The sequence below is a fragment of the Algoriphagus sediminis genome (assembly GCF_030403435.1).
Lineage (GTDB): Bacteria > Bacteroidota > Bacteroidia > Cytophagales > Cyclobacteriaceae > Algoriphagus > Algoriphagus sediminis.
Map to the genome: position 1 here is coordinate 373,405 of NZ_JAUEPH010000005.1, position 26,531 is coordinate 399,935.

Consider the following 26,531-nt stretch of genomic DNA (forward strand, 5'->3'; position numbering starts at 1 on the left):
TAGCCATCAAACATGAAGTTCACCCTATTACATTCAGACCCGAAATCTAAAGCCCGGGCAGGCTCAGTCACTACAGATCATGGCGAAATTCAAACTCCCATTTTTATGCCTGTTGGGACCGCAGGTACGGTCAAAGCGGTTCATCAGAGAGAGCTGAAGGAGGATGTGGAAGCTCAAATCATTCTGGGGAATACCTATCATTTGTATTTAAGGCCTGGATTAGAGATTCTGGAAAAGGCTGGAGGCCTTCACAAATTTAATGGTTGGGATAGGCCAATCTTAACTGATAGTGGTGGATATCAGGTGTTTTCTCTGGCAGGAACAAGGAAAATTAATGAGGAAGGAGTGGTGTTCAAGTCTCATATTGATGGCTCTAAACATCAATTCACACCAGAGAATGTAATGGATATTCAGCGCAGTATCGGTGCTGATATCATCATGGCTTTTGATGAATGTACGCCTTATCCCTGCGAATTTGGCTATGCCAGAAAGTCTATGGAAATGACACATCGCTGGCTAAAAAGATGTATAGATCGTTTTGATTCCACGGAGGGCAAGTACGGTTATCACCAAAGTCTTTTTCCGATTGTGCAGGGAAGTGTGTATCCGGATTTAAGGAAACAATCTGCTGAGTTTATTGCATCATGTGATCGAGAAGGAAATGCAATTGGGGGTCTCTCTGTAGGGGAGCCAGCTGAAATGATGTATGAGATGACCGAGCAGGTTACTGATATTTTGCCTTCGGCAAAGCCCAGATACCTAATGGGGGTGGGGACTCCTGCAAACATCTTGGAATGTATCGCCTTAGGAGTGGATATGTTTGACTGTGTGATGCCTACCAGAAACGCCAGAAATGGTATGCTTTTTACTTCCGAAGGAATCCTAAATATGAGAAATGAAAAGTGGAAGGATGACTTTAGCCCCATAGACCCGACAATTGGAGGATACGTGAGCACCTTTTATTCTAAGGCATATTTGCGTCATTTAACAATTAGCAAGGAGATTTTAGCTGCCCAGATAGCAAGTATACATAACCTAAGTTTTTATCTTTGGTTAGTGAAAGAAGCCAGAAAGCATATCATTGAAGGCGATTTTAGCGTATGGAAAGACCAGATGGTCAAAAAAGTGAGCACTAGGCTGTAATGAAGCTAATCGATAAACTCATCATTAAGGATTTTTTAAAGACCTACTTTTTCGTAGTGGTCATGCTGATCCTGATAGTCCTAGTATTGGACTTTACCGAGAAGAATGACTCCTACATCAGAAATTCTGTTCCCACGATGGAAATTCTTCGGTATATGGGGAATTATGGACTTTATCTGAATAATCTACTTACTCCGATAACAGTTTTTATATCCGTCATTTTCATCACTTCAAAGATGGCCGGGAGGACTGAAATCATTGCGATTTTGAGCAGCGGGATCAGCTTTGTGAGATTATTGAGGCCATTTATTTTTGCTGCTGCTATGATCGGAGCGGTAAGCTTTCTTTTAAATAGCTGGGTTTTACCTGATGCTACGGCAGGAGTCACAGAATTCAAAGCTGTATATCTTGATAAAGGGAGAGCTGCCTCCGAAAATAATACTCACATTAAAGTAGGAGAAAAATCCTATGTCTACATGAGTCGGTTTTATAAGAGGAGTAACATGGGATACAATTTCACTCTTGAGACCATAGACAATGGAGAGTTATTGGCAAGATTATCTTCAGATAGAATTGAGTGGGACACGGCTAAGAATGCTTGGACTCTGCATAATTGGAGGTTGCGAGAGCTAAATGAAAAAGGGGAAACTTATACCGTGGGTGAAAGCCTTGATACCACTTTGTCCATTTCTCCGGACGATTTCGAATTGCCCTTTAATCATCACGAAACCCTAAAACTTCCTGAGCTTAGTCGCCAAATTAAAATTTTAGAAGCTAGAGGGGCGGACAATGTGGATTATTACAAAATCGAGCGATACGTTAGGTTTATGTCTCCTTTTGCAGCTATCATATTAACGTTTATTGGAGTTATCATGTCGGCAAGGAAAACTAGAGGAGGCTCAGGATTTCAGATAGCCCTAGGTTTTTTCTTGGCGTTTATTTACATCATTCTTTTTATCCTTTCAAGGACCTTCGCAGAGAATGGCGCCGATAACCCTATCCTCGCAGTTTGGATGCCTAATATAGTTTTTGCGGTCACAGGTCTAATTCTTTACAAAACCGTTCCTCGATAAATGAAGGCATCGATCAAGGATTATTTGATGCTTCATTTTATTGTCTTGATCTGGGGCTTTACGGCGATCTTGGGGTTGCTTATTTCTCTGGAAGCCCTCGAATTAGTATTCTATCGTACATTAATTGCTACCCTTGGAGTGGCGACTATTTTTCTTTTCAAAAGACAAAACCTGCTTTTACCCATTCACCAGATGGTTAAAATCACCGCAATTGGTTTTGTGATTTGTGTGCATTGGGTTCTTTTTTTCTGGTCGGCTCAGGTTTCTACCGCTTCGGTTTGTTTGGCAGGTATGGCCACGACTTCACTATGGACTGCATTTGTGGAGCCGTTATTCAATCGAACACGTATTAAATGGTATGAAGTGGCTCTCGGAATCATGGTCATTTCCGGCCTCCTCGTGATTTTCAGTTTTGAATCAGGGTATTGGCTCGGACTAAGTATGGCCTTGGCTTCAGCTTTTCTGGCAGCAGTTTTCTCTGTGCTCAATGGCAAACTCGCCCCAAATTTTAACCCCTATCAGGTTACCTTTTATGAAATGGCCGGGGCTTGCCTTTTTTCAGTCCTTTTTATGCCAATCTATGGAAATTACCTAAGTGAAGATGGGTTGAATTTGGTCTGGCAGCGATATGATTGGTTCTGGTTATTCCTTTTGGGTGGTGTCTGCACGGTTTACGCTTTTTCTGTTTCGGTGGAATTAATGAAGCGATTATCTGTTTTTTCCATCAACCTAACCATCAACCTGGAGCCAGTGTATGGGATTATTTTGGCGGTTTTGGTTTTCGGAGAAAGTGAAAAAATGACCCCTCAATTTTATTTGGGCACTGGGATTATTCTAATTAGCGTTTTGAGCTATCCTGTTTTGAATTATTGGAATCGAAGGAGAAAACCAGTTCGACCATTGGGTTAAAAGAGTTTCAAAGCCAGTCTTCAAAAACAAAGTAACCTTTCGGCCAATCAATTCTATTTGGTTTTTGACTGAAAAGACCGAAAACTGATGAACCTGAACCGGACATAGCAGAATAAAATGCACCTTGAGAATAGAGACTCTCTTTGATCTGGGAAATTTCTGGATGAGAAGGAAAAATACTTGCTTCAAAATCATTCACTAGCTCATTTTTCCATCTCGCTTTATCCGTAAGAATTTCCTTTAGGTCCACCTTAGGTTTGGCCGGGATTACTCCTGCATAAGCTTCTTTGGTTCCGATATGAATTCCTGGATTTACCAGTACCAAATAGGCATCTTCTAAATCCAGGTCAATTGGCTCAAGAATTTCTCCTCGTCCTCGTGCGATTTTAGGTAGGTTTTCGATAAAAAAAGCGCAGTCACTTCCCAGTTTAGAGGCGTATTCCTCTAGAAAATATGAATCCAAATGCAAGTTGAAAAGATCATTCATCACCTTCAGGGCAAAAGCCGCGTCAGCAGATCCTCCTCCCAGACCTGCACCCAGAGGAATGTGTTTATGTAAGTGAATATTTGGAAATGGGATGTTCGGAAAGTCATTCTTCAAAAGATTAAACGCTTTGACCACAAGGTTATCTTCAGCACTGCCCGGAATATCCAATCCACTTGAATCCCATCCAATTTGATTCTTTGAAGGAATGATTTCAAGAGCATCAGTCAGCGGTATTGGGATCATACACGTTTCGATCTCATGAAATCCATCATGTCTTTTTGAAATGATATGTAGACCAAGGTTGATTTTGGCATTCGGAAAGACCAGCATATTTGGGGTATTTGAATCCTAAAATTAGGGGAAAAGGCTATTAATAAAATTGATAATCCATCCATGATTCCATTCTGAAATCTCAAATCTTTAATAAAGGCATGGAATAATTGATTTTCAATTAACGAAAATCAGAAAATGTTTGAAAAATCTCTGAAAAAAGTGAATTCCATACAAAATTTCGAAAAGTAGGATTAATGCAAATCATTATCTGATTTTTTATGAGGTGGATTTATAGAATAGAATAATATTTTATATAAAATTCATTTTACATTAATTTAACTTGGCTAAATAAGAAATTGAAGAAATTAAATATTGTATCTATCAAAATAGAGTTTTAAGTTTGACGAGTGATTTATATCAAAATCACCCAAAACTTGATTAAGCTATGTATCAAAAAGTCATTCTTGTGGACCTGATTATTCCCTTCGGAAATTAATCTGAGGCGCAAGAAGATTATAAACGACATATAAACCTTGAGTGCCTCAGTTCAACATGAGGCACTTTTTTTATACCCTATCTATGAATCTCAAAAAGTACAGTTGGGAAATAAGTGACAACGAGGAGCATCCGGCCGGTAAAGCCATGCTTTATGCCACGGGTATGTCCGATAAAAAAATGAAGCAACCATTTGTAGGAGTGGCCAGCTGCGGCTATGAAAGTAATCCCTGCAATATGCATCTGAATGACTTCGCCGGTCTTATCAAGGAATCCTCTCAGGAATATGATTTGACCGGTTTAGTTTTTAATACCATCGGGATTTCTGATGGCACTTCCATGGGAACCATGGGTATGCGTTATTCTCTGGTATCCAGAGAGATCATTGCTGATTCCATTGAGTCTTTCATTCTTGGCCATTCATTCGATGCTTGTATTGCAGTGGCAGGTTGTGATAAGAATATGCCAGGAGCTATCATGGGAATGCTTCGCATTGACAGGCCATCTATCATGGTGTATGGAGGGACCATTGCTTCCGGAGAATATAAAGGTGAGAAGCTAAATATAGTTTCTGCATTTGAGGCCTTCGGCAAAAGGGTAAATGGAAATATCTCTGACGAGGACTATGACGGAGTGATAAGAAATGCCTGTCCAGGCGCTGGCGCATGTGGAGGAATGTATACTGCAAACACCATGTCATCAGCAGCCGAGGCAATGGGGATTTCATTACCCTATTCGGCTTCCTATCCTGCGAATTCTCCAGAGAAAATTCATGAGTGTAAAGTGGTTAACAAATACATGAGAATCCTATTGGAGAAGGATATCAAGCCAAGTGATATCATCACCAAAAGAAGTCTCGAGAATGCGGTAAGAGTTATTGTTGCATTAGGTGGAAGTACCAATGCCGTCCTGCACATTTTGGCGATAGCCAGAACCGCAGGAATAGACTTCTCACTTGAAGATTTTAAAAGGATAAATGCCAGTACTCCCTTATTAGGAGATTTTAAGCCTTCAGGCAAATTCCTTATGGAGGACCTTCATGAGCAAGGCGGTTTACCTGCTTTTATGAAGTATTTTCTAAATGAGGGATTTCTTGATGGTGATTGCCTTACAGTAACTGGAAAAACATTGGCTGAGAACCTCGCGGATGTTACCCCAATTACACCTTCGATGGTCAATATTATTAGGCCTGTCGATCAACCATTGAAAAAAGAGGGGCACCTCTGTGTCCTCAAGGGTAATCTTGCCCCTGAAGGCGGAGTGGCTAAGATTACTGGAAAAGAAGGCCGATCCTTTTCAGGGAAAGCCATTGTCTTTGATTCTGAATTGGATGCAAATAATGCTATCCGGGATCATAAGGTTAAGCCAGGACATGTAGTCGTGATTAGAAATGTAGGTCCAAAAGGAGCTCCGGGAATGCCTGAGATGCTAAAACCAACATCCATGATCATAGGTGCAGGTCTGGGTTCGGATGTTGCTTTGATAACAGATGGAAGATTCTCTGGAGGGACACATGGTTTTGTTGTAGGGCATGTCACCCCTGAAGCTTTTAATGGAGGACCCATCGGTTTGCTTAAGGATGGAGATGAGATTACTATCAATGCGGATAGTCTTGAACTGAGTACTACTGTCACTGAGGAAGAATTTGCTGAAAGGAGAAAAGCCTGGAAGCAAAAAAGTACAGCTCATCTACAGGGAACTTTGAAGAAATATAATAAGCTAGTCGCAACTGCCTCCGAAGGCTGTGTGACTGATAAATTTTAAGGCCATGAAAGATTCTCAAATGCGTGGTGCAGATATAGTGGTTAGAACCCTTATCGAGGAGAATGCAGAATTGATTTTTGGTTATCCAGGAGGGGCGATTATGCCTGTTTATGATGCGCTTTATGATTATCATGAACAGATCAAGCATGTGCTTACCCGTCATGAGCAAGGAGCTATTCATGCTGCTCAGGGATATGCCAGGGTTTCTGGAAAAGTCGGTGTCTGTCTGGCTACCTCGGGTCCAGGAGCCACAAATCTCATAACTGGTCTGGCTGATGCTCAGATTGATAGTACGCCTTTGGTTTGTATCACGGGTCAGGTAGCTTCCCATCTTTTAGGAACAGATGCCTTTCAGGAAACGGACGTGGTGGGTATATCCATGCCGGGCACTAAATGGAATATTCAGGTTCGTAGAGCGGAAGATATAGCGCCAGCAATTTCCCGAGCTTTTTATATAGCCAAATCTGGTCGTCCAGGGCCGGTATTAGTGGATATCACAAAAGACGCTCAGACATCACTTGCCGAATGGAATTATGAAAAATGTCTGGGTTTCCGATCTTATAAACCCCAAACACCAATAAGTCCGTCAGCCATTAAAGAGGCAGCATTTCTTATTAATACCGCTGAAAGGCCCTATCTACTTTTTGGTCAGGGAGTAGTTTTGGGCCAGGCTGAAGATGAGCTTAAGGCATTTCTAGATAAAACAGGAATTCCTGCCGCATCCACTTTACTGGGTTCGGGAGCCCTGTCTGAAGACCACCCAAATTATGTTGGCAAACTCGGTATGCATGGAAACTATGCTCCGAACCTATTAACGAACCAATGCGATGTTTTGATAGCTGTTGGAATGCGATTCGACGATCGTGTGACCGGAGATTTGAGCAGATATGCCAAGCAGGCCAAAATCATTCACCTCGAATTGGACCCTGCAGAAATTAACAAGGTGGTGAAGTGTGAAGTCCCAGTCATTGGAAATGCCAAAGTGAGTTTGGACCTGTTGACAAAGGCCTGTCGCGAGCAAAAACATGAGGATTGGAAAGCTAGATTCCGTGAATTGGAAAACCAGGAAAAGGAGCAAGTAATTCAAAATGATTTACTGCCTTCCAAAGCTGGTTTGACCATGGGAGAGGTAATCCACAATATCAATGATTACAAAGCTGATGATGCCATTTTGGTAACAGATGTTGGGCAGCACCAAATGATAGCATGGAGATATTTCAATTACAAGAAAACTCGTACCCAGGTAACCTCTGGTGGTTTGGGTACAATGGGTTTTGCTTTGCCGGCGGCACTTGGAGCCCAGCTACATGATTACTCCAGACAAGTAATTTGTGTGGTAGGTGATGGAGGAATCCAGATGACTATTCAAGAGCTCGGAACTATCATGCAAACCAAGGCTCCAGTAAAAATTGTGCTTTTGAATAATAATTTTCTGGGTATGGTGAGACAATGGCAACAGATGTTCTTTGATAAAAGATACTCCTTCACCGAGCTGGACAACCCGGATTTTATCAAGATTGCAGATGCCTATGGAATCAAGGCCAAGCAGGTGACAGAAAGGTCACAGCTTAAAGAAGGGATAGAAGATATGTTGATTCATGATGGTCCCTATTTCCTTGAGGTAGTAGTAGAGAAAGAAGACAATGTATTCCCAATGATCGCCACAGGAAGCTCTGTGGAGGAAGTGAGACTAAGCTAATTTTCCATGAAACGGTATACCATATTTGTCATTTCAGAGAATTTCATCGGAATTCTCAATCGTATAACGATCATATTTACACGAAGAGGCGTGAATATCGATGCGCTGACTGCATCTGAAAGTAGTGTGAATGGAATTCACAGGATTACTATTGAGGTCACGACTACGGAGGACATGGTTATTCATTTGACGAAGCAGATTGAGAAGATCGTGGACGTGATCAATGCCTTTTATCATGAAGATGAAAGCGTAGTTTATCAGGAGATTGCACTATACAAGATTCCGGTGGCAAAACTGGATGCAGGATTGGAAAAAATAATCAGACAGCACCATGCCAAAATCATTGCTGCCCAACCCGAATTTGTGGTACTAGAGCTTTCTGGCCATAAAGAACAAACCCAAGAATTACTAGAAATCCTTAAAGGCTATGGCTTACTGGAATTTGCCCGGTCGGGCAGAGTGGCAGTGGCAAGGAGGATGCTGACACTAGAAAATATATTAACCTAAGTACTAATAGAAAAGACCTATTTAATCAACAGAAAAGATGAAATTAAAATTTGGCTCAGTAGAAGAGAATGTAATCACTCGCGACGAATTTCCACTTGAAAAAGCACGGGAGGTTCTTAAAGATGAGGTAATCGCAGTTTTAGGATATGGAGTTCAGGGTCCTGGTCAGGCATTAAATCTGAAGGACAATGGTTTCAATGTCATCGTGGGTCAAAGAAAAGGCTCCAAAACCTGGGATAAGGCCATCGCTGATGGTTGGGTACCAGGAGAAACTCTATTCGAACTGGAAGAAGCTTGCGAAAGGGGTACCATTCTACAATACTTGCTTTCTGATGCAGGTCAGATTGCTCTTTGGCCTTTGGTGAAAAAACACTTAACACCGGGAAAAGCGCTTTATTTTTCTCATGGATTTGGTATCACATACAAAGAAAAGACCGGGATCATTCCGCCTCCAGATGTGGATGTGATTCTTGTGGCACCAAAGGGATCGGGGACCTCACTTCGTAGAATGTTTGTGGAAGGTAGAGGCCTGAATTCTTCATACGCCATTTTCCAAGATGGGACAGGAAAAGCAAAGGATCGAGTAATCGCATTGGGAATCGGAGTAGGCTCAGGCTATTTGTTTGAGACAGATTTCTATCGTGAAGTGACCTCAGACCTTACAGGTGAACGCGGAACTTTGATGGGCGCCATCCAGGGAATTTTCGCAGCTCAATATGAAGTCCTTAGAGAGAATGGCCATACGCCTTCCGAGGCATTTAATGAAACCGTGGAAGAGCTAACGCAAAGCTTAATGCCTTTGGTAGCAGAAAACGGAATGGACTGGATGTATGCAAATTGCTCTACTACCGCACAGCGAGGAGCGCTAGACTGGTGGAAGCCATTTAGAGATGCTTCAAAGCCAGTTTTTGAGAAGTTGTATGAATCCGTGAAATCCGGGAAAGAAGCCCAAAAGTCAATTGACTCCAACTCGAAGTCTGATTACCGTGAGAAATTGGAGGAAGAGTTAAAAGAATTAAGAGAATCAGAAATGTGGCAGGCCGGCGCTGTCGTCCGTCAATTGAGACCAGAAAATAATTAAACCCCAAAACCGATGAGTGATAAGCTTTGGATTTTTGACACAACATTAAGAGATGGTGAGCAGGTTCCGGGTTGTCAGCTGAATACCCAGGAAAAAATAATTGTAGCAAAAGCGCTGGAAGATCTGGGGGTAGACATAATCGAAGCAGGATTTCCTATTTCAAGTCCAGGGGATTTCAAATCTGTAGAAGAAATCTCTAAAGCCGTTTCAAACCCGATTATTTGTGCGCTTTCTAGAGCCGTTCAGAAGGATATAGAAGTAGCAGCTGATTCACTCAAGTATGCCAAGAAAGGTAGAATTCATACGGGAATTGGCGTTTCTCCTGAGCATATCAAGTATAAGCTCAGAAGTGATCCTGATGAAATTATCAGGAGAGGGGTAGCTGCTGTGAAGCTTGCCAGGAACTTTGTAGATGATGTGGAATTCTATGCTGAAGATGCTGGACGTGCAGAGCATGACTTCTTAGCCAAAATCATTGAAGAAGTGATAAAAGCAGGAGCTACTGTGGTAAATATTCCAGACACTACCGGGTATTGCCTCCCAGAGCAGTATGGTGGCTTCATATCCATGCTAAAGAATCGAGTTCCAAATATCGATAAGGCTATAATTTCTACCCATTGTCATAATGACCTAGGCATGGCAACAGCAAATACCATTGCGGGTGTTCAGGCAGGAGCGCGACAAGTGGAAGTTACCATCAATGGTATAGGTGAGCGAGCTGGAAATACCTCAATGGAAGAAGTGGTCATGGCGATCAAATGTCATGGATCCATTCCGGTGGAAACATCCATTGATACTCCGAAAATCTATGGTACGAGCAGATTGGTATCTAAGCTGATGAATATGCCTGTACAGCCGAATAAGGCGATTGTTGGAAGAAATGCTTTTGCACACTCTTCTGGAATCCATCAGGATGGAGTATTGAAGCATAGAGAAAACTATGAGATCATGGATCCCAAGGATGTGGGTGTCGCTGAGTCTTCTATTGTACTTACTGCGCGTTCGGGTCGAGCCGCCTTAAAACACCATTTGGATGCCCTTGGAGTGGAACTGGAAGGAGAAGAATTGAGAGAAGTATATGAGCAATTCCTGCTTTTAGCCGACAAGAAAAGAGACATTGGTAGAAAGGATCTGATGAGTTTGGTTGGAAAGTATGTTTCAGATTCAAATTTCGTTGAGCTGATCTCTGTTGGATATTCATCTAATGGAAACATAACATCCCAGGTTAAGCTAAAAGTTGGGGAGAAAGAATATTCAGAAACGGCAGAGGGAAATGGGCCTGTTGATGCTGTTTTGAAAGCAATCGAAAAAATAGTTGAGCCTCAGGTTGAGTTAGAAGAATTTCTGATTCAAGCCATGACGGCAGGAAGTGATGATGTGGCAAAAGTCCACATGAAAGTGATCAAAAATGATGTTCCATACTTTGGCTTCTCATCAAATTCAGACATTGTATTGGCTTCTGCAATGGCATTTGTGGATGCATTGAATAAAATCCCGGTAAAAGAATACGCTACTACTTAAAACTATGGAAAAGACAACGCTATTTGATAAGGTATGGGATTCACATGTGGTGAGATCTGTACCCTCCGGACCTGATGTTTTCTTTATTGACAAGCATTTTATCCATGAGGTAACTTCACCTGTGGCATTTTTGAACCTTGAAAAAAGAGGGATAGGAGTGAAGTATCCTGAAAGAACTATTGCCACTCCCGATCACAATGTTCCTACTATAGATCAGGATCAAACCATAAAGGATAAGCTTTCGCGGATGCAAGTAGAAAAGCTTAGAAACAACTGTGACAAGTATGGGATTGAGCTCCATGATTTGGGTTCTGCTCATCATGGGATTGTCCATGTCATCGGTCCTGAGCTAGGAGTGACTCAACCCGGAATGACCATTGTCTGTGGTGATAGCCATACTTCTACCCATGGAGCTTTTGGAGCTATTGCTTTTGGTATAGGTACCTCTGAAGTAGAAATGGTTTTGGCTACCCAGTGCATTATGCAGTCTAAGCCAAAGAAAATGCGGATATCTGTGGAGGGTAAGCTTTCAAAAGGAGTGACATCCAAGGATATTATTCTTTACATTATCTCAAAGATTTCTGCAGCGGGTGCCACGGGATACTTTGTTGAGTATGCGGGTTCAGCTATCCGAAGTTTATCCATGGAGGCTCGAATGACCATTTGCAACATGTCGATTGAGATGGGAGCAAGAGGTGGATTGATTGCACCGGATCAGACTACTTTCGATTACCTCAAAGGCAAACAATACGCCCCGAAAGGAGCAGACTGGGAATCTGCCGTTGCAAAATGGCAAGAACTTAAAACGGATGAAGGAGCTGAGTTTGACAAGGAATATCATTTTGATGCAGAGGATATTGAGCCAATGATTACATACGGTACAAATCCGGGAATGGGCATCAAGGTAAAAGATCGGATTCCAACTACGGATGGAATGGAAGGCTCAAATAAAAAATCCTATCTGAAGTCCTTAGAATATATGGGGTTCAATCCAGGTGAGCCGGTGTTAGGGAAGAAAGTGGATTTTGTTTTCGTAGGTTCCTGTACCAATGGGCGAATTGAAGATATCAGATCAGTAGCCCAATTTGTTAAAGGAAAGAAAAAGGCAGATAACATTACTGCCTGGATTGTACCTGGTTCCCGGGAGGTTGAAAAACTTGCACATGAGGAAGGATTGGTTCAAATTCTTGAAGATGCCGGATTTAAACTTCGGCAACCAGGTTGTTCGGCTTGCCTTGCTATGAATGATGATAAAATCCCAGCTGGGAAATACGCTGTTTCTACTTCAAATCGAAATTTTGAAGGGCGACAGGGACCAGGTGCAAGGACTATGTTGGCGTCTCCACTGACCGTAGCAGCAGTGGCAGTTACAGGCGAAATCACTGACCCAAGAGAGGTCTTCTAGACCTTCGGAGGCTGAAAGGCGAAGGCTAAAATTGGCTTGATTTCCCAAAAGGACAATTTCAAATGCATAAAAAATTGATTTAAAATGGCTTACGATAAATTCACCACCCTTCAGGATACTGCAGTTCCGCTTCCAGCAGAAAATGTGGACACGGACCAGATCATCCCCGCACGATTCTTAAAGGCAACAGAACGTGAAGGGTTTGGAGACAATCTTTTCAGAGATTGGAGATATGATACAGAAGGAAATCCCAAGAAAGATTTTGTTCTGAATGATGATACTTATTCAGGAAAGATATTGGTTGCCGGAAAGAATTTTGGTTCAGGATCATCCCGTGAACATGCCGTTTGGGCAATATATGATTACGGGTTTAGATGTGTGGTTTCAAGTTTTTTTGCAGATATATTTAAGAATAACTGCCTAAATATCGGAGTGCTACCTGTTACGGTCAGTCCAGAATTTATTGATAAGTTATTTGAGGCAATTGAAGCTGACCCCAAGGTTGAAATTAAAGTGGATTTGCCATCCCAAACCATTACTCTGGTTTCCACCGCCGAATCAGAGTCCTTCGAAATCAACGAATACAAGAAGCAAAACATGCAGAATGGGTTCGATGATATCGACTACCTTCTGAATATTTCTGATGAAATAGAAGCCTTCGAAAAAACACGTTAAAATGTCTCTTCGCCAGACCATAGAGATCATGGACACCACCTTAAGGGATGGTGAACAAACATCCGGGGTTTCATTTTTACCTTTAGAGAAACTTCAAATCGCCAAGCTTCTGCTTGAGGAATTGAAGGTGGATCGCATTGAGGTTGCCTCGGCCAGAGTTTCTGACGGAGAGTTAGCTGGGGTTCAGAAAATTACACAATGGGCTGGTGAAAAAGGATATTTAGACCGGGTGGAAGTCCTGGGATTCGTGGATACTCCTTCTTCAGTAGATTGGATTTTAAATGCGGGTGCCAGAGTCATGAATTTACTGACCAAAGGTTCATTGAATCATCTTACCCATCAGCTAAAGAAGACGAAACAGGAGCACTTTAACGATATTGCTGAAAGCATTGAATATGCTCAGCAGAAAGGTGTTGATGTAAATGTCTACTTAGAAGACTGGTCAAACGGGATGAGGAATTCTAAGGAATATACCCTGGAATTAATTCAATTTCTCTCGTCTCTTCCAATAAAAAGAATAATGCTTCCGGATACTCTTGGGCTTCTTTCTCCGGACGAAGTTCATGAGTATTTCGACTTGATTGTTGGCAAGTTTCCTGAAGTTCATTTCGATTTTCATGCTCATAATGATTACGATCTTTCCATTGCAAATGTGATGGAAGCCGTTTTGCATGGAGCTTCAGGTATTCACACCACGGTGAATGGCCTTGGAGAAAGGGCCGGAAATGCTCCCTTAGAATCAGTTATCGCTGTAATTGAGGATTTTACAGATATTAAGATCAATGTAGATGAGGAAAAGATTTATCGGGTTTCTAAGCTGGTAGAACAGTTTTCCGGACAACATATCCCCTCCAATAAGCCAGTGGTAGGTGAAAATGTGTTTACACAGACTGCAGGAATACACGCTGATGGAGATAATAAAAAGAATCTTTATTTCAATGATCTACTGCCAGAGCGATTCGGGAGAAAAAGAAAATATGCCCTTGGTAAAACCTCGGGGAAGGCAAATATTCTAAAGAATTTGCAAGAATTAGGCATTTCTCTGGAGAAGGAGGAGCTGGCTAAAGTGACTCAGAGAATTATCGAACTGGGCGATAAAAAAGAAAGAGTAACCACAGAGGATTTACCTTATATAATCTCCGATGTGCTTCAAAATTTCTCGATCGAGAAGAACATTTTTATTGAAGGGTATCATATGACCCACTCGCATGGACTCAAGCCATCTATCCAGCTTCGACTAAATATTAACGGAGAGTCATTTGATGCACATGCTACAGGGGATGGTCAGTATGATTCTTTCATGAAAGCCCTTAGAAAGATTTATGAATTGCGGAATCAGAAACTCCCAAAATTAATTGATTATCATGTTTCCATTCCTCCTGGAGGTAAAACCGATGCCCTGGTTGAAACGGTGGTGACCTGGGATTATGGAAAAATTTTTAAAACCAAAGGATTGGATCCCGACCAAACAGTAGCTGCCATGATGGCCACTGAAAAAATGCTAAATATAATCCAGTCTTTTACAGACAAAAAAGAACAAAACGAATCCAATATACATGGAAATGAATATCGCGCTACTGCCGGGTGACGGCATAGGACCTGAAGTAATAAACCAAGCCGTCAAAGTGGTAAATGCCATTGGTAAGAAATTTGGACATCAAATTTCATTTAAGGAGGCTCTGGTAGGAGCAGCTGCTATTGATGCCACTGGAGATCCTTATCCTGATGCTACTCACGAAGTAGCCGCAAATTCTGATGCCATATTATTTGGGGCAATAGGTGATCCCAAATATGACAATGACCCGAAAGCGAAGGTTCGACCTGAAGAGGGACTTCTTCGAATGAGAAAAAAACTGGGGCTTTTCGCTAATGTACGACCTACATTTACCTTTCCATCACTGATCCATAAATCTCCTTTGAAGCTTGAACGAGTAGAGGGCGTCGATTTCGTATTTTTTCGTGAACTGACGGGAGGCGTATATTTTGGGGAGCCCAGGGGAAGAAATGAGCAAGGGACTAAAGCTTTTGATACCAATGTGTACAGCAAAGAAGAAATTACCAGACTCTCCAGAATGGGATTTGAAGCTGCACAAAAAAGAAGAAAGTTGCTTACCTGCGTAGACAAGGCCAATGTTTTGGCAACCTCCAGACTCTGGAGAGAAACTGTTCAGGAGCTAGCTCCAGAGTATCCGGATGTCAAGGTAGAATACGAATTTGTAGATGCCGTAGCGATGAGGCTGATTCAGTGGCCAAAAGCTTATGATGTCTTGATCACGGAAAATCTTTTTGGGGATATTCTGACTGATGAAGCTTCTGTGATTTCAGGCTCCATGGGTTTAATGCCTTCCGCATCACTTGGTTCAGCTGTCAAATTATTTGAACCCATTCATGGTTCCTATCCTCAGGCAGGTGGAAAAGATATTGCCAATCCGCTAGCTACGGTATTATCCGCTGCCATGATGTTCGATTATGCGTTTGATCTTAAAGCAGAGGCCGAATTGATCTCCAAGGTGGTAAATGAATCTCTTGCTGAAGGAATCGTCACCGAGGATATTGCTGATGGAGGCAAAGCTTATAAAACTTCCGAAGTGGGTGACTGGCTTGCTGAAAGAATTTTGAGTTGATACAAATGAAATAAAAAGCCCTTCAGACACTTCTGAAGGGCTTTTTATTAATCCTTAGCCGGATTTATCATAATATGTGCCCGGTGTGTTCCCGGATCCATAATCCAAGGAAGACCAGGGCCAGCGGGTCCTGTGGGGAGCCCCGTGCTTTCCGAAGTGGCCCAAGGAATATAGACTACGGACCGTGTGTAGGAATTTGCCACCTCTCTGGTGGTCCAGTTTACATCTTCCAGCTTTGCAGTCATTACATTAAGTAATGATCCACTATCAGGAAGTTTCAGAGTTCCTGCTTTTGCCTCTGCCTCTCTGGTGTCAAAAACCTCCTGAAAGCCTTTTCCTTCTTTTTTCAGTTCTCTACCTCTTGCCATAAAAGGCTCTGCACTTATGTGATAGCAAGCCACGCTGAAGCCACTATTTCCTGGCTCATCTGCGATGCAAATGACTTCATTAGTTCCTTCCCGAAGGGTAATGAAATCACCTGAAGAAGAATAGCCATAAACTTTGGCTTCTGCTCTCTGGGCTTCTGGAGCCGCAAGGATAGCTGTTTTAATCTGAACATCCTTGGAAGGAATGTTTTGCGAAAAGCTAAAAATCGAAATAAATAATAATGCGGAAGTGAATAGGTATCTCATAAGTTTTGGGTTTTCTTACTGAAAGATACCAAGACTTGGTAGGAAATGAAATCATCAGGATGCACAATTATTACCTTTGAGAATCCCTGCTAATCAAGCAGTTCAAGAATAATGGTCAAATCATCTGAATAAACAACCTTGGTCCGTAGAGTAATTCCATGGTAAGCAAGTCGGTCCAGCGCTGCCGCAACGATATCATTTAAATGAAGCGGATGATTTTCAGGAGTAATGATTAGATAATCTGCATAAAGATCTGGTTCCTGTAATCCATGTTGAAAATCTGGGCTGAAATGCCCGACCCATAGAGCAGACTCTGGTAAATTACTTAACTGAGGGAAGAATATTGCGTCATCTGCCAGAATACGGGCTCCATGTTTTCCATTAAAGAAATTTTGTACGTTTTGTATACTTTTTAATTCCTCTGATGATTGCTCCGTTTGGAAAATGGTTTGAATAAACCTTGCCTCATGAGAAAACACAGAAAAGTGAAAATACACCAGCTCCAAAGCAATAATCAGCACAAGTATCAGAGTACGAAGAATCTTCCGAGGGACAGTTAAATTCTTTACAGGGCGGTAAACCAAGCCAGCTAAACCAGCTCCGGAAAGCATTCCAAGGAGTTGAAGATTCAGGTTTAGAATTTTATTATCTGCCACTTCGGATATTACATATCCTAAGGCCAAAAAAGCTAGAATCGGAAGTGAAGTACTTTTCCCCTTCCAGAGAAATAGATTCAATAATGCTGTGCCTACACATATGGTTAGGAAGAGAAAAAACAGATTTCCTTCGGATATAAATGTCCAGTCTAAGGAATCAGAAAGTTCAAGAAGAGATTTACCGCTGTAGCTATTCCAAAAATCTGCCAGACTAGTTTGATAATAAAAAACTCCTCCTCCGAATACTTTATTTATCAAATGATAAATGCCAAATCCTGTCAAAGGGATAAAAGCAACCAAAAGAATGGATGAAAAGAATCCTGTGAAGAATTTTCTTCGTTGGGAATCGTTACTGAAAATAACTGATGCCTTGGAGTAGAAGTTACCCCTAATGCCTTTGGCTTTATAAAAGGAAATAAAAAAGAAGATAGGGATAAGTAAAATGAGCAGCTTTAGAAGGCTTCGATCCAAAAGCAAAAACACTCCCAAAAGGATGCTTAATGAGGCAAGGTGAAAAACGGAATACTCCCGGATATATCCCAGAATCAACCAGAAGAAGAAGAAATAGAATGTGAGGTATAGGGCAAAGCTTCCACCACTAGTTGCAGCAAACCAAACCACAGGACTGAGTAAGAGGTAAATCAATAACCACCAAGAATTGGATTGCTTTTCTTTCGATTTGTGATAAATGAAGGTAATCAATCCCCCTATCACCAATGCATTCAGCATAAAGGTGCTTTGGAAAACCGGAATCCAACTTAACAACAGACTTCCTAAAAATAGTAAAGCTGGCTCTGTGAAATAAAAGGTACGGTAAAAGCTAATATCAAATCGAAAGAGTTGGTCTATTTTGTATTGGATAAAGTAAGCCTCAAGGTGATAGTACCCGTTCTCTTTCAAGAAATAACTCGCCGTGAGATAAACTATTGCCAATCCTAAACCTATTCCAATATGGGGTAAAAGACTTCTTTTCATCCCACGGAAGTTTTACTTGATTTAGTCAAACCATGATTCGTCTTTTCCCAGTAAAATGGCTTGGTGACTAATTGGATCAGACCTTTATATGCGGAGATAGAATGCATCAACCAGTAAAACGGGTTAATCAAAGCATATAAAATTAGGGTATAGGACCTACGTCTAAAAACTGCCATCATGTTTACATATATCATCATCAAATTCCCGATGACAAAGTTGAATATGGCAATAACCACAAGCCAGTTTGGAAAAAATACTTCAATATATTCAAGTAATGAATCACTTACATTGTGGTCATTCCAAAATACCATTGAGTCAAGTAATCCTGTGTGGAGGAAAAGAATGAAAAGAAGGAAGAGCAACAGAACGGGGTAGACCAGGAAGGTGAAAAATGTACCCCCGATGAAGAACTGAAACGCGAAAAAACCCTTTAAACCCACTTTTCTATAAAGCTTAATAGGGTGTCTCATATGAACTAGAAAAGTCTGCATGTATCCTTTGATCCAGCGTGAGCGCTGACGTATCCAGTTTATGAAATCATTATTTGCTTCTTCAAGAGTGGTAGAATCCAGAACGGTAACTTTATAAGACTTTGCGTAAGCTCTTAAACCAAGATCTGCATCTTCGGTCACATTAAAGCCATCCCATCCGCCTAACTCCATCAGCCTGTCAAATCGGAAATGATTACTCGTGCCGCCAAGGGGAATGGGAACATTCAAACTATCCAATCCCGGAAGCATGTAATCAAACCAATATGAATACTCCAGAGTAAAGAGCCGAGTGAGTAGGTTTTCCTTTTTATTGAAGTAATTAAGGGCACATTGAACCACCACGTATTCATCCGATAATTTTTTAAACAGGGAATAAACCAGTTTCAATTGTTTGCTGTCCGGTATATCCTCAGCGTCATAAATGGTAAGGTATTTTCCTTTGCTAAAATAAAGACCATAATTACAAGCCTTAGGCTTCGTTTTTGGCATGGCAAATGGGACCACAACAGGCTCAAAAATGCAGGGGAAATTCATGTTTTTGACAGCCTCATAGGTCATGGTATCATCAGACTCTATAAGGAGTTTGACGTCAAGTTTCTCAAGGGGATAATCAATGTTTTTAAGGTTCCAGACCAGCTTATGAATCACTTCTGATTCTCGGAAAACCGGGAGAAGAATGGTATAAAAAGGCAATTCCTCATCAGTAACCTTGCTTAATTCAGATTTGGTGATTTTCTGAGCTGTTTCCATCCTTGACCCATAAAGTGTCAAAAGAAACTTGAAACCGATGGCGCAAAACAGCAGGAAGTTCAAAATCAAGTTAATGGTTATGGATGTCCCGACTGGGAAAAAGAAAAAGGATAAAATCCCCAAGCCAATGAGGATTCCAATTGCTATCAGTTGCTTCTTAGTGAAGGTTTCGATGGCGCAACTCTCCCTATCATTGTCATAAATTCTGAAAACCGCCTGGTCCAGATAGTCTAAGCCATAAGTGATATGAAGTGCCTTTAGAACATCCAAATCCTCAGCTACATGGATTTTGGTGATTTGCTGGCCGAGTAATTTCTCGATTTTGTTGATATTAATAGCATCTGAAGGGTCAGATAAAACTACCTCTAGACTTCCCTCATCCTGTATAAGCGGGAAGATCAACGAATTCAAAAATTCGGGTAGATTATCTCGGACGACCTGAGCTTTAGAAATGGGCTGTAGACTGGAATAGTCAAAGGAAAACAACTCTATTTCAGCCTTAAGGATAGACTCTTTCCAACGCTTTCTGCTGAGAAAACCATAATTCAGAGCGACACAAAGAAAGCTTTTTCCCAGCCTCTTTTCTAATCTTTCGATTTTCTCAATAGAGCTCTTCGAAAGTCCTGCTGATTCCTGAAAAAGAGATTTTCTATAAAATTCCTTCTGCTCCATCATTTGAATTTTATTACCGAAAACACCTGAAACCCTCTTCCGATACCTGAGTTTTTATTATAAATGTCATGAAAAAGTCCACCATAAAGAGCGAGTTCAGGAGTGAACTCATACCCTAGGTTTACCGCGGCTTTGACCATCCCGAAATCTGAAACCAACTGTAGGTTGTCCTCGAAAAAGTCTGAATTGCCACTCTCCGAAAAAATGCAATCGAGCTCTCCTAAAATCACAAGACGCTGTGCAAATCTGTAGCCTTCTGAGGCATAAATCCGCAACTGGAATGGATCGTCTGGGAAGAAATAACGCAACCCTGCTTCCACCTTATGAAAGTTATTGGTGTCTCCGATCCAGGCAGCGTTTCCGTAGAGCATGACCCTTGCCTCCATACCTAAACGATCAAATCCTGCATACGGCAGTTGATTGTTTTTATATGCCGGAATAAAGGTCGTCACAGAGGCCAAAAGATAGCTTCTCTCATATTGCTTAAGGTGGAATCTCAGCCCTAATTCTATGTCCCCAAAATCTTGATTTTGCTGATTTTCATTGGAGTCTTCATATTGGTTCGAAAACCAGGGTACAGTGCCAAAAAGGTTGATTTTATAACCCTTCACGGGAAAGCTGAAATAGAGCCTCGGATTCACGTTTTGAAAAGTTCCATTATTTTCAAATGGAATTTTCTCTCCAGACTTATCTCTGTAGAAGTCAGCTTTATATCGGCTCACAAAAGGAGAGATCAAGGCCTCCCCACGATCCTGTTGCCAGGGGTTTTGTCCCCAGCTTTCGGAGTAGAATCCGACCAAAAGTATAATTACAAGCCAAAGCCGATTACCTCCTCGCATCTTCGATTGATTTCTTTGCATTTTGTGATTTGATATAAATATATCTGAGTAAAAGCCAAAGCAGGATCACTAGAATAAGAGTGATATAAACTCGGTAATTCACCCAGAAATTTTCAAAAGCTGATCTTTTCATCTGGTCTTGCGCGACCAATTCTTTCTGGCGAATGTCAAAGAAGTAGTAGTGTCTGGCATCGGCTAGGATTAGATTTCCCGTGTTTGAAATAAATTCATCTTCCATTCCATCAATAGCCTCTTTCATCGATGAAACAGCGAAAGGATTGTTTGCGATAAAAAGTATTCTATTTCCCTGAAATTCAAAAAGCTCCATGCTCGTCAAAGGAGTGTTTTTATGCTTTTCAAAAAACTTGTCCAGTTCGTCTGATTTATAATTTAGACCGTCCAAACCGTATTTAAATAAACTTTCATTTTTGAAAGTCTCGCTGTACTTAACTGGGCTTTGGGTAACCAAAATCATGTGGACATCCCTGGAAATAAGATCATCAGGTCCATCTATTCTAAATATCTCAGGGAAATAAAACCTGTAATCATTCCGAGGTCTTTTATTCAAAATCAAAACTAATTCATCTAAAGCCTCCTGTTCTTCCTCGCTTAATTCATAGTCAACGAGGATCTGGATTGGTTTCGCTTCCATATTCTTCGGAAAGGAAGAGAAAAGTGAAGGAAACTCATCTCTGAAGATTGGAGAGATAAAGCTTTGCATTTTATCGACAAGAATTTCAGCTCCTTTTGGAAGGGCATTTCCATTGGGGTTTGTCCATTCTATGGTGATATATGATCCCACAGAAAGAGGCATGGGTGGAATACTAAAGGAGTACTCTGACACATCCTCCGTTCCAATTTGAAAAGACCTGATGAGGTTATTATTCAAATAAAAGTGAAGAAAGACTTTTTCGTTTCCGAGATTTTTTGCCTGAATTTTTAGCTCCACGTCCCAGCTTTTGAATTTTCCTTTCGTGAGATAGACAGGAAGTGTAGAGTTAATCTTGGAAGTAGAAGAGTTGAAGACAAAATCAGAAAAGCCCAATTCAGCAAATGAATAGGTTTTTTTCCAATCGAATTCATAAGGAATAGTGGATGGCGCATAATTCTCAGGGTCATCGAAAAAATCTGATACCATATTTTGACTCAATCCGGCCCAAGAGATAAAACAAGTAAAAATCACCAGAGCGCTAACCTTTAAAGATTTGATCCCCATAGTTTAGCTTGGTTGATTTTGGGCGGTTTGATGGAATTCCAGTTTAAATATCACCCCCTTATTAATTTCGGTTTGATATTTAAAGTACCCTCCCATTTGCTCTGTCATACTTTTAGCGATCTGAAGTCCCATACCTTGGGGAGCAGAAAAGCTTGAAGTAAATTGAAATGAGTCCAGTGGTTTGAAAATATGGTTTAATTCATCGGCTGAGATTTCTGCAGAGGGAGCAGTGATGAGAATTCGAAGCTGGGTTTTCGTAGTTACTGTTGAAATTTCAATTTTAGCTCCCGGTTTTGACCAAAGAATAAGGTAATTGAACAGGTTGGTCAGGATGTTGTTGAAAATCAATGTGTCAGCCCAAATAGACTGGCGATCTTCAGGACCATTCCAGATGATTTCCTGGCCTTTTTCTTCCAGTTTGGGTAAAAACTCTTTCTGAATTTTTGAAATAGCGGCTTGTAAATTCACCTCACTTGGAGAGATATTCAGCTCATAATTTTGGCTGTCCCCTCTGGTGAAAACATTATCTGAAAACTTAAGCAGATCTGTACTCACATCCTTCAAAAGCTGCAGGTAGGTCTGATATTCTGCATCGTCTTCAGCATCAGCAATGATTTGAGTGAGTCCAGTTATGTTATTCACTTTATTTTTGAGGTCATGGCGGAGAATTTTTTCTTTTTGATTTTCGATTTTCCTAATCTCTAGAGTTTCTGCGTATTTGACTTCCAGTTCCCTTAATTTGGTCGCCTGACTCCTTAAAATTTCATCTTTTTTAGCATCCCTTTCAAGGCCTAAGGCATAGTTTTTCTGTCGTGCATCTGGAATGAAGGAGGTGAGTATCAAAACAAAAAAGAATACATACCCACCTTGTGGGAAAAGGTCAAAAAAGGAATTCCAGTCATTTAGAGCAGAGATACCAAGAAATAACAAAATGGAAATTAAAACCAGACTTATGCTGAAGCCACTTTTCCATACCACTAAATAATTAATCCCTCCTACAGTTAATGTAGCAAGGATAAAATAAAAGGTTTTCAAATAGCCTGAGGTTTCGTAAACCATGTAAAAGCAATACCCGAGAAAAAGAGTGGTCATTACCAAAATCATCAGATTTGGAATGGCTACTTTTCGCCTGAATAGTCCATATCCCAAGAAACCTATCAAGAGTATTCCGGCCTTGTAAAGAAGTGTGTCGAGATAAATATCTTTAGCCAGAAAAAACTCAACCACAAATAATCCAAGGGTAAAACTTATCAAACTCCAATAAATGTAATTGGAAATATCCCAGTATTTCTTTTTTAAGGAAGAAGAGATATCCATAGAATTTTCGTTAGTAGAATCAGACATGGGTAAGTTCCGGTATATTTGGTTAGGTAGTCAAAATATTTCTTCCTGACCACAAATTGATATTACATAATTAATGGGAATAGAAATACTGCCTCCTAAGAAAACAGGATGAAAATACGAATACTGATACTGTTAATGACATTGGCACCAGTGTTTTTTGGTATTATGCCCAGTTTTGGACAGATTATGCTTAAAGGGATCAATCTAACAGGTGCTGAAAAGGTATGGGAAACTCCCAGTTTGTCCTCCAGGCTGATTATTCAAAAATTGGAAGAAGTCAAAGCTTCCGGATACAATGCAGTAAGGATACCTTTGGCTTTGAGCTATTTATTGGATGATCCGCGAACGAAATCCGAATTGAACAGGGTAATCAAAGCCGCACGTAAACTGGATATGCATCTTGTTTTGGCAAATTTCGGACATGAGCTTTCTGAAAGTAGCTTTGAACCAAAATTTGAGATGCTAATTGAAAATTGGGAGGAGGTTTTGAAGTTAGTCCCCAAAAATCCGGGAAAACTTTACATAGAAGTAGCGAATGAACCGGATCTTAATCCTGATACCTGGTATAGTGCAGTAAAACTTTTCGTGCCCAGGCTCCAGGGCATTCGTGAGGATATTCCGCTTATCATAGGGGCTACAAATTTCAATAGCATGTTTGAGCTTTCTCGAATGGAACCATGGAATTTTGAGAACCTCATTTACACATTTCACTTCTACGAACCTTTCTTATTCACTCATCAGGGCACACCATGGACGGGTTCTCAAAATAGTACCGTAGGAATCCCATTTCCTTTTGATGCAGGGGCTATGCCTGCTTTGGATCCTGAAGCCAAAGGGACTCCCGGAGAGGTAAACTACCGGGATTATGAAAAAACAGGTAATCAAATCGCCCTTGAGGATAAGTTAGGACAAATTGCTTCCTGGGCAGAAATAAATGGCGTGAGGCTTTGGTGTACTGAATATGGTGTCACCCAAAACGCGGATACTGAATCCCGCCAAAATTATCTTAGAGCGACTAAAAAGATTCTTGAAGAGCAAGGAATTCCTGGATTTGTCTGGGAGTGGGAAGGGAATTTTGGGGTAAAAGATTTAATTGAAAAATCACCAAAAGAGTAAAATCCATGCAATCCAAGCCGGTTTCATACTTATTCGAGATTTCGTATTTCGGCTCCAGGTATAAGGGCTGGGCTCCTCAAGCGAATCAGCGGACGGTTCAACGGCAGTTGGAGAGAGTGATTAATTATGTTTTAGATGATGAGGATTTTACTTTGATAGGATCAAGCCGAACAGATTCAGGTGTTTCTTGCCGTCAGGGATTTTTCCAATTATTCCTTAAAAAGGAGATTGAGATTGGCGCATTCGCGCAAAGGTTAAATGAGTTTCTTCCACCTGATATCCGGGTGAAAGCCAAAAGGGAGGTTGACTCTAAGTTCAACCTAATACAATCTGTTAGTTCTAAAACTTATCGATACTATTTTTCTGATTCAGATCAATTTGAAGCATTGGAAGCGGCTCATGTCGCCTGGTTTCAGGGCCCCTTGGATTTGCAAAAAATGGAAGAAGCATGTTTGCTTTTTAAGGGCGAAAAGAATTTTAAAGCTTTTTGTAAACCTAATCCCAATAAGTCTGACTATGTGAGGGAGATTTTTAAAATGGACCTCTCCAAAACTCAGAAGATCGAAAGCATTAATTTTGAAAATCCTGTTTATGTTTTAAAAGTGCAGGGAAGTGGATTTTTGCATCAACAAATCAGGAAGATCGTTACGGCCATTGTCCGAATGGGGAACAGGTCTTGGGAAAGCAAAGACATCACTCAGAGGCTTGACAAGCCTGATATGACATGGGAAGCCATCCCACCTGCTCCTGCAAATGGTTTGATTCTTTGGGAAACTAATGTAGATATACCGGATTCTTAAACCTTGTCAGGCTCCGGATGCTCATATCCATCCCGGTAGGGCCTTCTCAGACGTTCGGTTGCCTCGGGGTCCCCGATGACCGTTCGGGTTTTAGGATCATATTTAATCACACGACCACCTAGGTCCATTGAGATATTCGCTAGAATACAGGAAGCCGTAGAAATGTGTCCTTGTTCCACATCAGCAATAGGAAGGGTGTCATTTTCTATGGAGGCCAGCCAATCTTTCATGTGTAATCGAGTGGCAGGAGCAGCATTCAGCTCAATTCTGTCTTCTGTTAAGTCCTCAGGATATTTCTCCCTTTCATAAAAACACTCGTAATGAACAGGCTCACCATTATCATCTCCATAAGGGGTAAAATCAGCCTGAAGAGTACTTCCAGCTAACACACCTTTGTCCCCAAAGATTTTGAATGCCCATGGATATTCAGAATCTACAGGATTCCCCCAGGTTCTATGTTGCCACACCACATTTAATTCAGGGTATTCGAAAAGAGCGGTTTGCGTGTCAGAAATATTTGACTTACCCTCTTTCTGGACAAATATTCCTCCCGTGGAGGTAATCTGAGTTGGCCAACCTAGCTTCAGCATCCACCTAACTGTATCCAGCATGTGAACACACATATCTCCGGTAATGCCATTTCCGTATTCGATGAATGTTCTCCACCAACGTATATGAGGAAGTCCATCATAGGGTCTGAGAGGGGCAGGCCCAGTCCAAAGATCATAGTTGAAAAAATCGGGAACTGGCTCCACAGGGGGATTGCCATTGGCTCTCATGTGGAAATAGCAGCAGATTTCTACATGGCTAATTTTACCTAATTTCCCGGTGTCTATAATTTCTTTTTTTGCATCGATTAGGTGCGGTGTGCTTTTTCTTTGCGTACCGATCTGAACCTTCCTGTCATATTTTCTGGCTGCCGCCAAAATTGCTTCTCCTTCAATTACGTCAACTGATATAGGCTTCTGCAAATAGACATGAGCCCCTGCTTTCAGAGAGTCAATAGCCTGAAGTGCATGCCAATGATCTGGAGATCCGATAAGCACAAACTCTGGCTTTTCTTTATCCAGTAGCTCCTGATGATACTCATATAGCGGAGGGACCTTTCCGGACTTTTGTCTTTCAGATACAAGCTTTCCAGCTGCTTCCAACATATTTCTGTCAGGATCGCATAAACCGACTACTTCTACATCAGCTACTTGAATTAGCCTGAAGAGATCGGATTTGCCATACCAGCCTGTTCCAATTAATGCCACACGGATAGGACCTTCTTTATCTTTGAAGTCCATGCCTAATAGGCCAAAGCTAGCTAGAGTAGTGAGGGCGGCAGAGCCCTTCATAAAATCACGGCGATTGATTTTGCTCATAGGTTTTTGGGTTGAGA

At 41.2% G+C, this 26,531-nt stretch carries 22 protein-coding genes; 14 read left to right on the forward strand and 8 right to left on the reverse strand.

Annotation, left to right across the window (positions count from 1 at the left end; translation table 11 throughout):
* Nucleotides 1-12: 12 nt before the first annotated feature.
* Genes tgt through QVH07_RS13355 form a run of 3 tightly spaced genes read left to right on the forward strand, consistent with a single transcriptional unit; the run spans nucleotide 13 to nucleotide 3,125 of the window.
* Nucleotides 13-1,143 carry a tRNA guanosine(34) transglycosylase Tgt gene (gene tgt, locus QVH07_RS13345; RefSeq protein WP_290001117.1) on the forward strand — a complete coding sequence of 377 codons (1,131 nt, stop codon included), beginning with the start codon at nucleotides 13-15 and terminating at the stop codon, nucleotides 1,141-1,143.
* Entirely contained in the window at nucleotides 1,143-2,216 is a 1,074-nt protein-coding gene (locus QVH07_RS13350) for an LptF/LptG family permease (RefSeq protein WP_290001119.1), read from the forward strand. Before tgt ends, QVH07_RS13350 begins: the two co-directional genes overlap by 1 nt.
* Nucleotides 2,217-3,125: a DMT family transporter gene (locus tag QVH07_RS13355; protein ID WP_290001121.1), complete on the forward strand. Its 909-nt coding sequence runs from the start codon at nucleotides 2,217-2,219 to the stop codon at nucleotides 3,123-3,125.
* Nucleotides 3,126-3,132: 7 nt separating this feature from the next.
* Here QVH07_RS13355 and ispE read toward each other — a convergent pair whose 3' ends face one another.
* A complete protein-coding gene (ispE, locus tag QVH07_RS13360; RefSeq protein WP_290001124.1) occupies nucleotides 3,133-3,942 on the reverse strand; it encodes a 4-(cytidine 5'-diphospho)-2-C-methyl-D-erythritol kinase in 810 nt (269 codons plus the stop codon).
* Between the two features lie 522 nt (nucleotides 3,943-4,464).
* Between ispE and ilvD the strand changes: the two genes are divergently transcribed.
* The 9 genes from ilvD to leuB all read left to right on the forward strand — a co-directional run bounded on the left by ilvD (nucleotide 4,465) and on the right by leuB (nucleotide 15,656).
* On the forward strand, nucleotides 4,465-6,144 hold the full coding sequence (gene ilvD, locus QVH07_RS13365; RefSeq protein ID WP_290001127.1) for a dihydroxy-acid dehydratase: 1,680 nt from the start codon (nucleotides 4,465-4,467) through the stop codon (nucleotides 6,142-6,144).
* Nucleotides 6,145-6,148: 4 nt separating this feature from the next.
* Nucleotides 6,149-7,843 (forward strand): biosynthetic-type acetolactate synthase large subunit, encoded by a 1,695-nt coding sequence (ilvB, locus tag QVH07_RS13370; protein WP_290001129.1) that lies wholly within the window; start codon nucleotides 6,149-6,151, stop codon nucleotides 7,841-7,843.
* A gap of 6 nt (nucleotides 7,844-7,849) precedes the next feature.
* Complete coding sequence (ilvN, locus tag QVH07_RS13375; protein ID WP_290001131.1) at nucleotides 7,850-8,350, forward strand: acetolactate synthase small subunit; 501 nt, start codon at nucleotides 7,850-7,852, stop codon at nucleotides 8,348-8,350.
* A 37-nt stretch (nucleotides 8,351-8,387) separates the two neighbouring features.
* Nucleotides 8,388-9,431: a ketol-acid reductoisomerase gene (ilvC, locus tag QVH07_RS13380; protein WP_290001134.1), complete on the forward strand. Its 1,044-nt coding sequence runs from the start codon at nucleotides 8,388-8,390 to the stop codon at nucleotides 9,429-9,431.
* A gap of 12 nt (nucleotides 9,432-9,443) precedes the next feature.
* Nucleotides 9,444-10,952: a 2-isopropylmalate synthase gene (locus QVH07_RS13385; protein WP_290001136.1), complete on the forward strand. Its 1,509-nt coding sequence runs from the start codon at nucleotides 9,444-9,446 to the stop codon at nucleotides 10,950-10,952.
* A gap of 4 nt (nucleotides 10,953-10,956) precedes the next feature.
* Nucleotides 10,957-12,357 (forward strand): 3-isopropylmalate dehydratase large subunit, encoded by a 1,401-nt coding sequence (leuC, locus tag QVH07_RS13390; RefSeq protein ID WP_290001139.1) that lies wholly within the window; start codon nucleotides 10,957-10,959, stop codon nucleotides 12,355-12,357.
* An 84-nt stretch (nucleotides 12,358-12,441) separates the two neighbouring features.
* Nucleotides 12,442-13,032, forward strand: a complete 591-nt coding sequence (leuD, locus tag QVH07_RS13395; RefSeq protein ID WP_290001140.1) for a 3-isopropylmalate dehydratase small subunit — start codon at nucleotides 12,442-12,444, stop codon at nucleotides 13,030-13,032.
* Nucleotide 13,033: 1 nt separating this feature from the next.
* Complete coding sequence (locus QVH07_RS13400; protein ID WP_290001141.1) at nucleotides 13,034-14,620, forward strand: hydroxymethylglutaryl-CoA lyase-like TIM-barrel protein; 1,587 nt, start codon at nucleotides 13,034-13,036, stop codon at nucleotides 14,618-14,620.
* Nucleotides 14,589-15,656, forward strand: a complete 1,068-nt coding sequence (leuB, locus tag QVH07_RS13405; RefSeq protein WP_290001143.1) for a 3-isopropylmalate dehydrogenase — start codon at nucleotides 14,589-14,591, stop codon at nucleotides 15,654-15,656. The genes QVH07_RS13400 and leuB overlap by 32 nt, the downstream gene beginning before the upstream one ends.
* Before the next feature lie 47 nt (nucleotides 15,657-15,703).
* Here the strand turns inward: leuB and QVH07_RS13410 are convergent, their stop codons facing one another.
* The 6 genes from QVH07_RS13410 to QVH07_RS13435 form a co-directional block, all read right to left on the reverse strand.
* Nucleotides 15,704-16,288, reverse strand: a complete 585-nt coding sequence (locus QVH07_RS13410; protein WP_290001145.1) for a hypothetical protein — start codon at nucleotides 16,286-16,288, stop codon at nucleotides 15,704-15,706.
* An 89-nt stretch (nucleotides 16,289-16,377) separates the two neighbouring features.
* Nucleotides 16,378-17,919, reverse strand: a complete 1,542-nt coding sequence (locus QVH07_RS13415; protein ID WP_290001147.1) for a hypothetical protein — start codon at nucleotides 17,917-17,919, stop codon at nucleotides 16,378-16,380.
* A complete protein-coding gene (locus QVH07_RS13420) occupies nucleotides 17,916-19,835 on the reverse strand; it encodes a glycosyltransferase family 2 protein (RefSeq protein ID WP_290001151.1) in 1,920 nt (639 codons plus the stop codon). The genes QVH07_RS13415 and QVH07_RS13420 overlap by 4 nt, the downstream gene beginning before the upstream one ends.
* On the reverse strand, nucleotides 19,832-20,692 hold the full coding sequence (locus QVH07_RS13425) for a hypothetical protein (protein WP_290001153.1): 861 nt from the start codon (nucleotides 20,690-20,692) through the stop codon (nucleotides 19,832-19,834). Before QVH07_RS13425 ends, QVH07_RS13420 begins: the two co-directional genes overlap by 4 nt.
* Entirely contained in the window at nucleotides 20,658-21,809 is a 1,152-nt protein-coding gene (locus tag QVH07_RS13430) for a hypothetical protein (protein ID WP_290001155.1), read from the reverse strand. The genes QVH07_RS13425 and QVH07_RS13430 overlap by 35 nt, the downstream gene beginning before the upstream one ends.
* Nucleotides 21,810-21,890: 81 nt before the next feature.
* Entirely contained in the window at nucleotides 21,891-23,231 is a 1,341-nt protein-coding gene (locus QVH07_RS13435; protein ID WP_290001159.1) for a sensor histidine kinase, read from the reverse strand.
* Between the two features lie 108 nt (nucleotides 23,232-23,339).
* On the opposite strand from QVH07_RS13435, the gene QVH07_RS13440 reads away from it, so the two are divergent.
* Both QVH07_RS13440 and truA read left to right on the forward strand, forming a co-directional pair.
* Nucleotides 23,340-24,347, forward strand: coding sequence for a glycoside hydrolase family 5 protein (locus QVH07_RS13440; protein ID WP_290001161.1), 1,008 nt, complete (start codon nucleotides 23,340-23,342; stop codon nucleotides 24,345-24,347).
* A gap of 5 nt (nucleotides 24,348-24,352) precedes the next feature.
* A complete protein-coding gene (gene truA, locus QVH07_RS13445) occupies nucleotides 24,353-25,147 on the forward strand; it encodes a tRNA pseudouridine(38-40) synthase TruA (protein ID WP_290001164.1) in 795 nt (264 codons plus the stop codon).
* On the opposite strand, the gene QVH07_RS13450 is transcribed toward truA, so the two are convergent.
* The gene (locus QVH07_RS13450) at nucleotides 25,144-26,514 is read right to left on the reverse strand and encodes a Gfo/Idh/MocA family oxidoreductase (protein ID WP_290001167.1); all 1,371 of its coding nucleotides are present in this window, start codon (nucleotides 26,512-26,514) and stop codon (nucleotides 25,144-25,146) included. The genes truA and QVH07_RS13450 overlap by 4 nt on opposite strands.
* Between the last annotated feature and the right edge of the window lie 17 nt (nucleotides 26,515-26,531).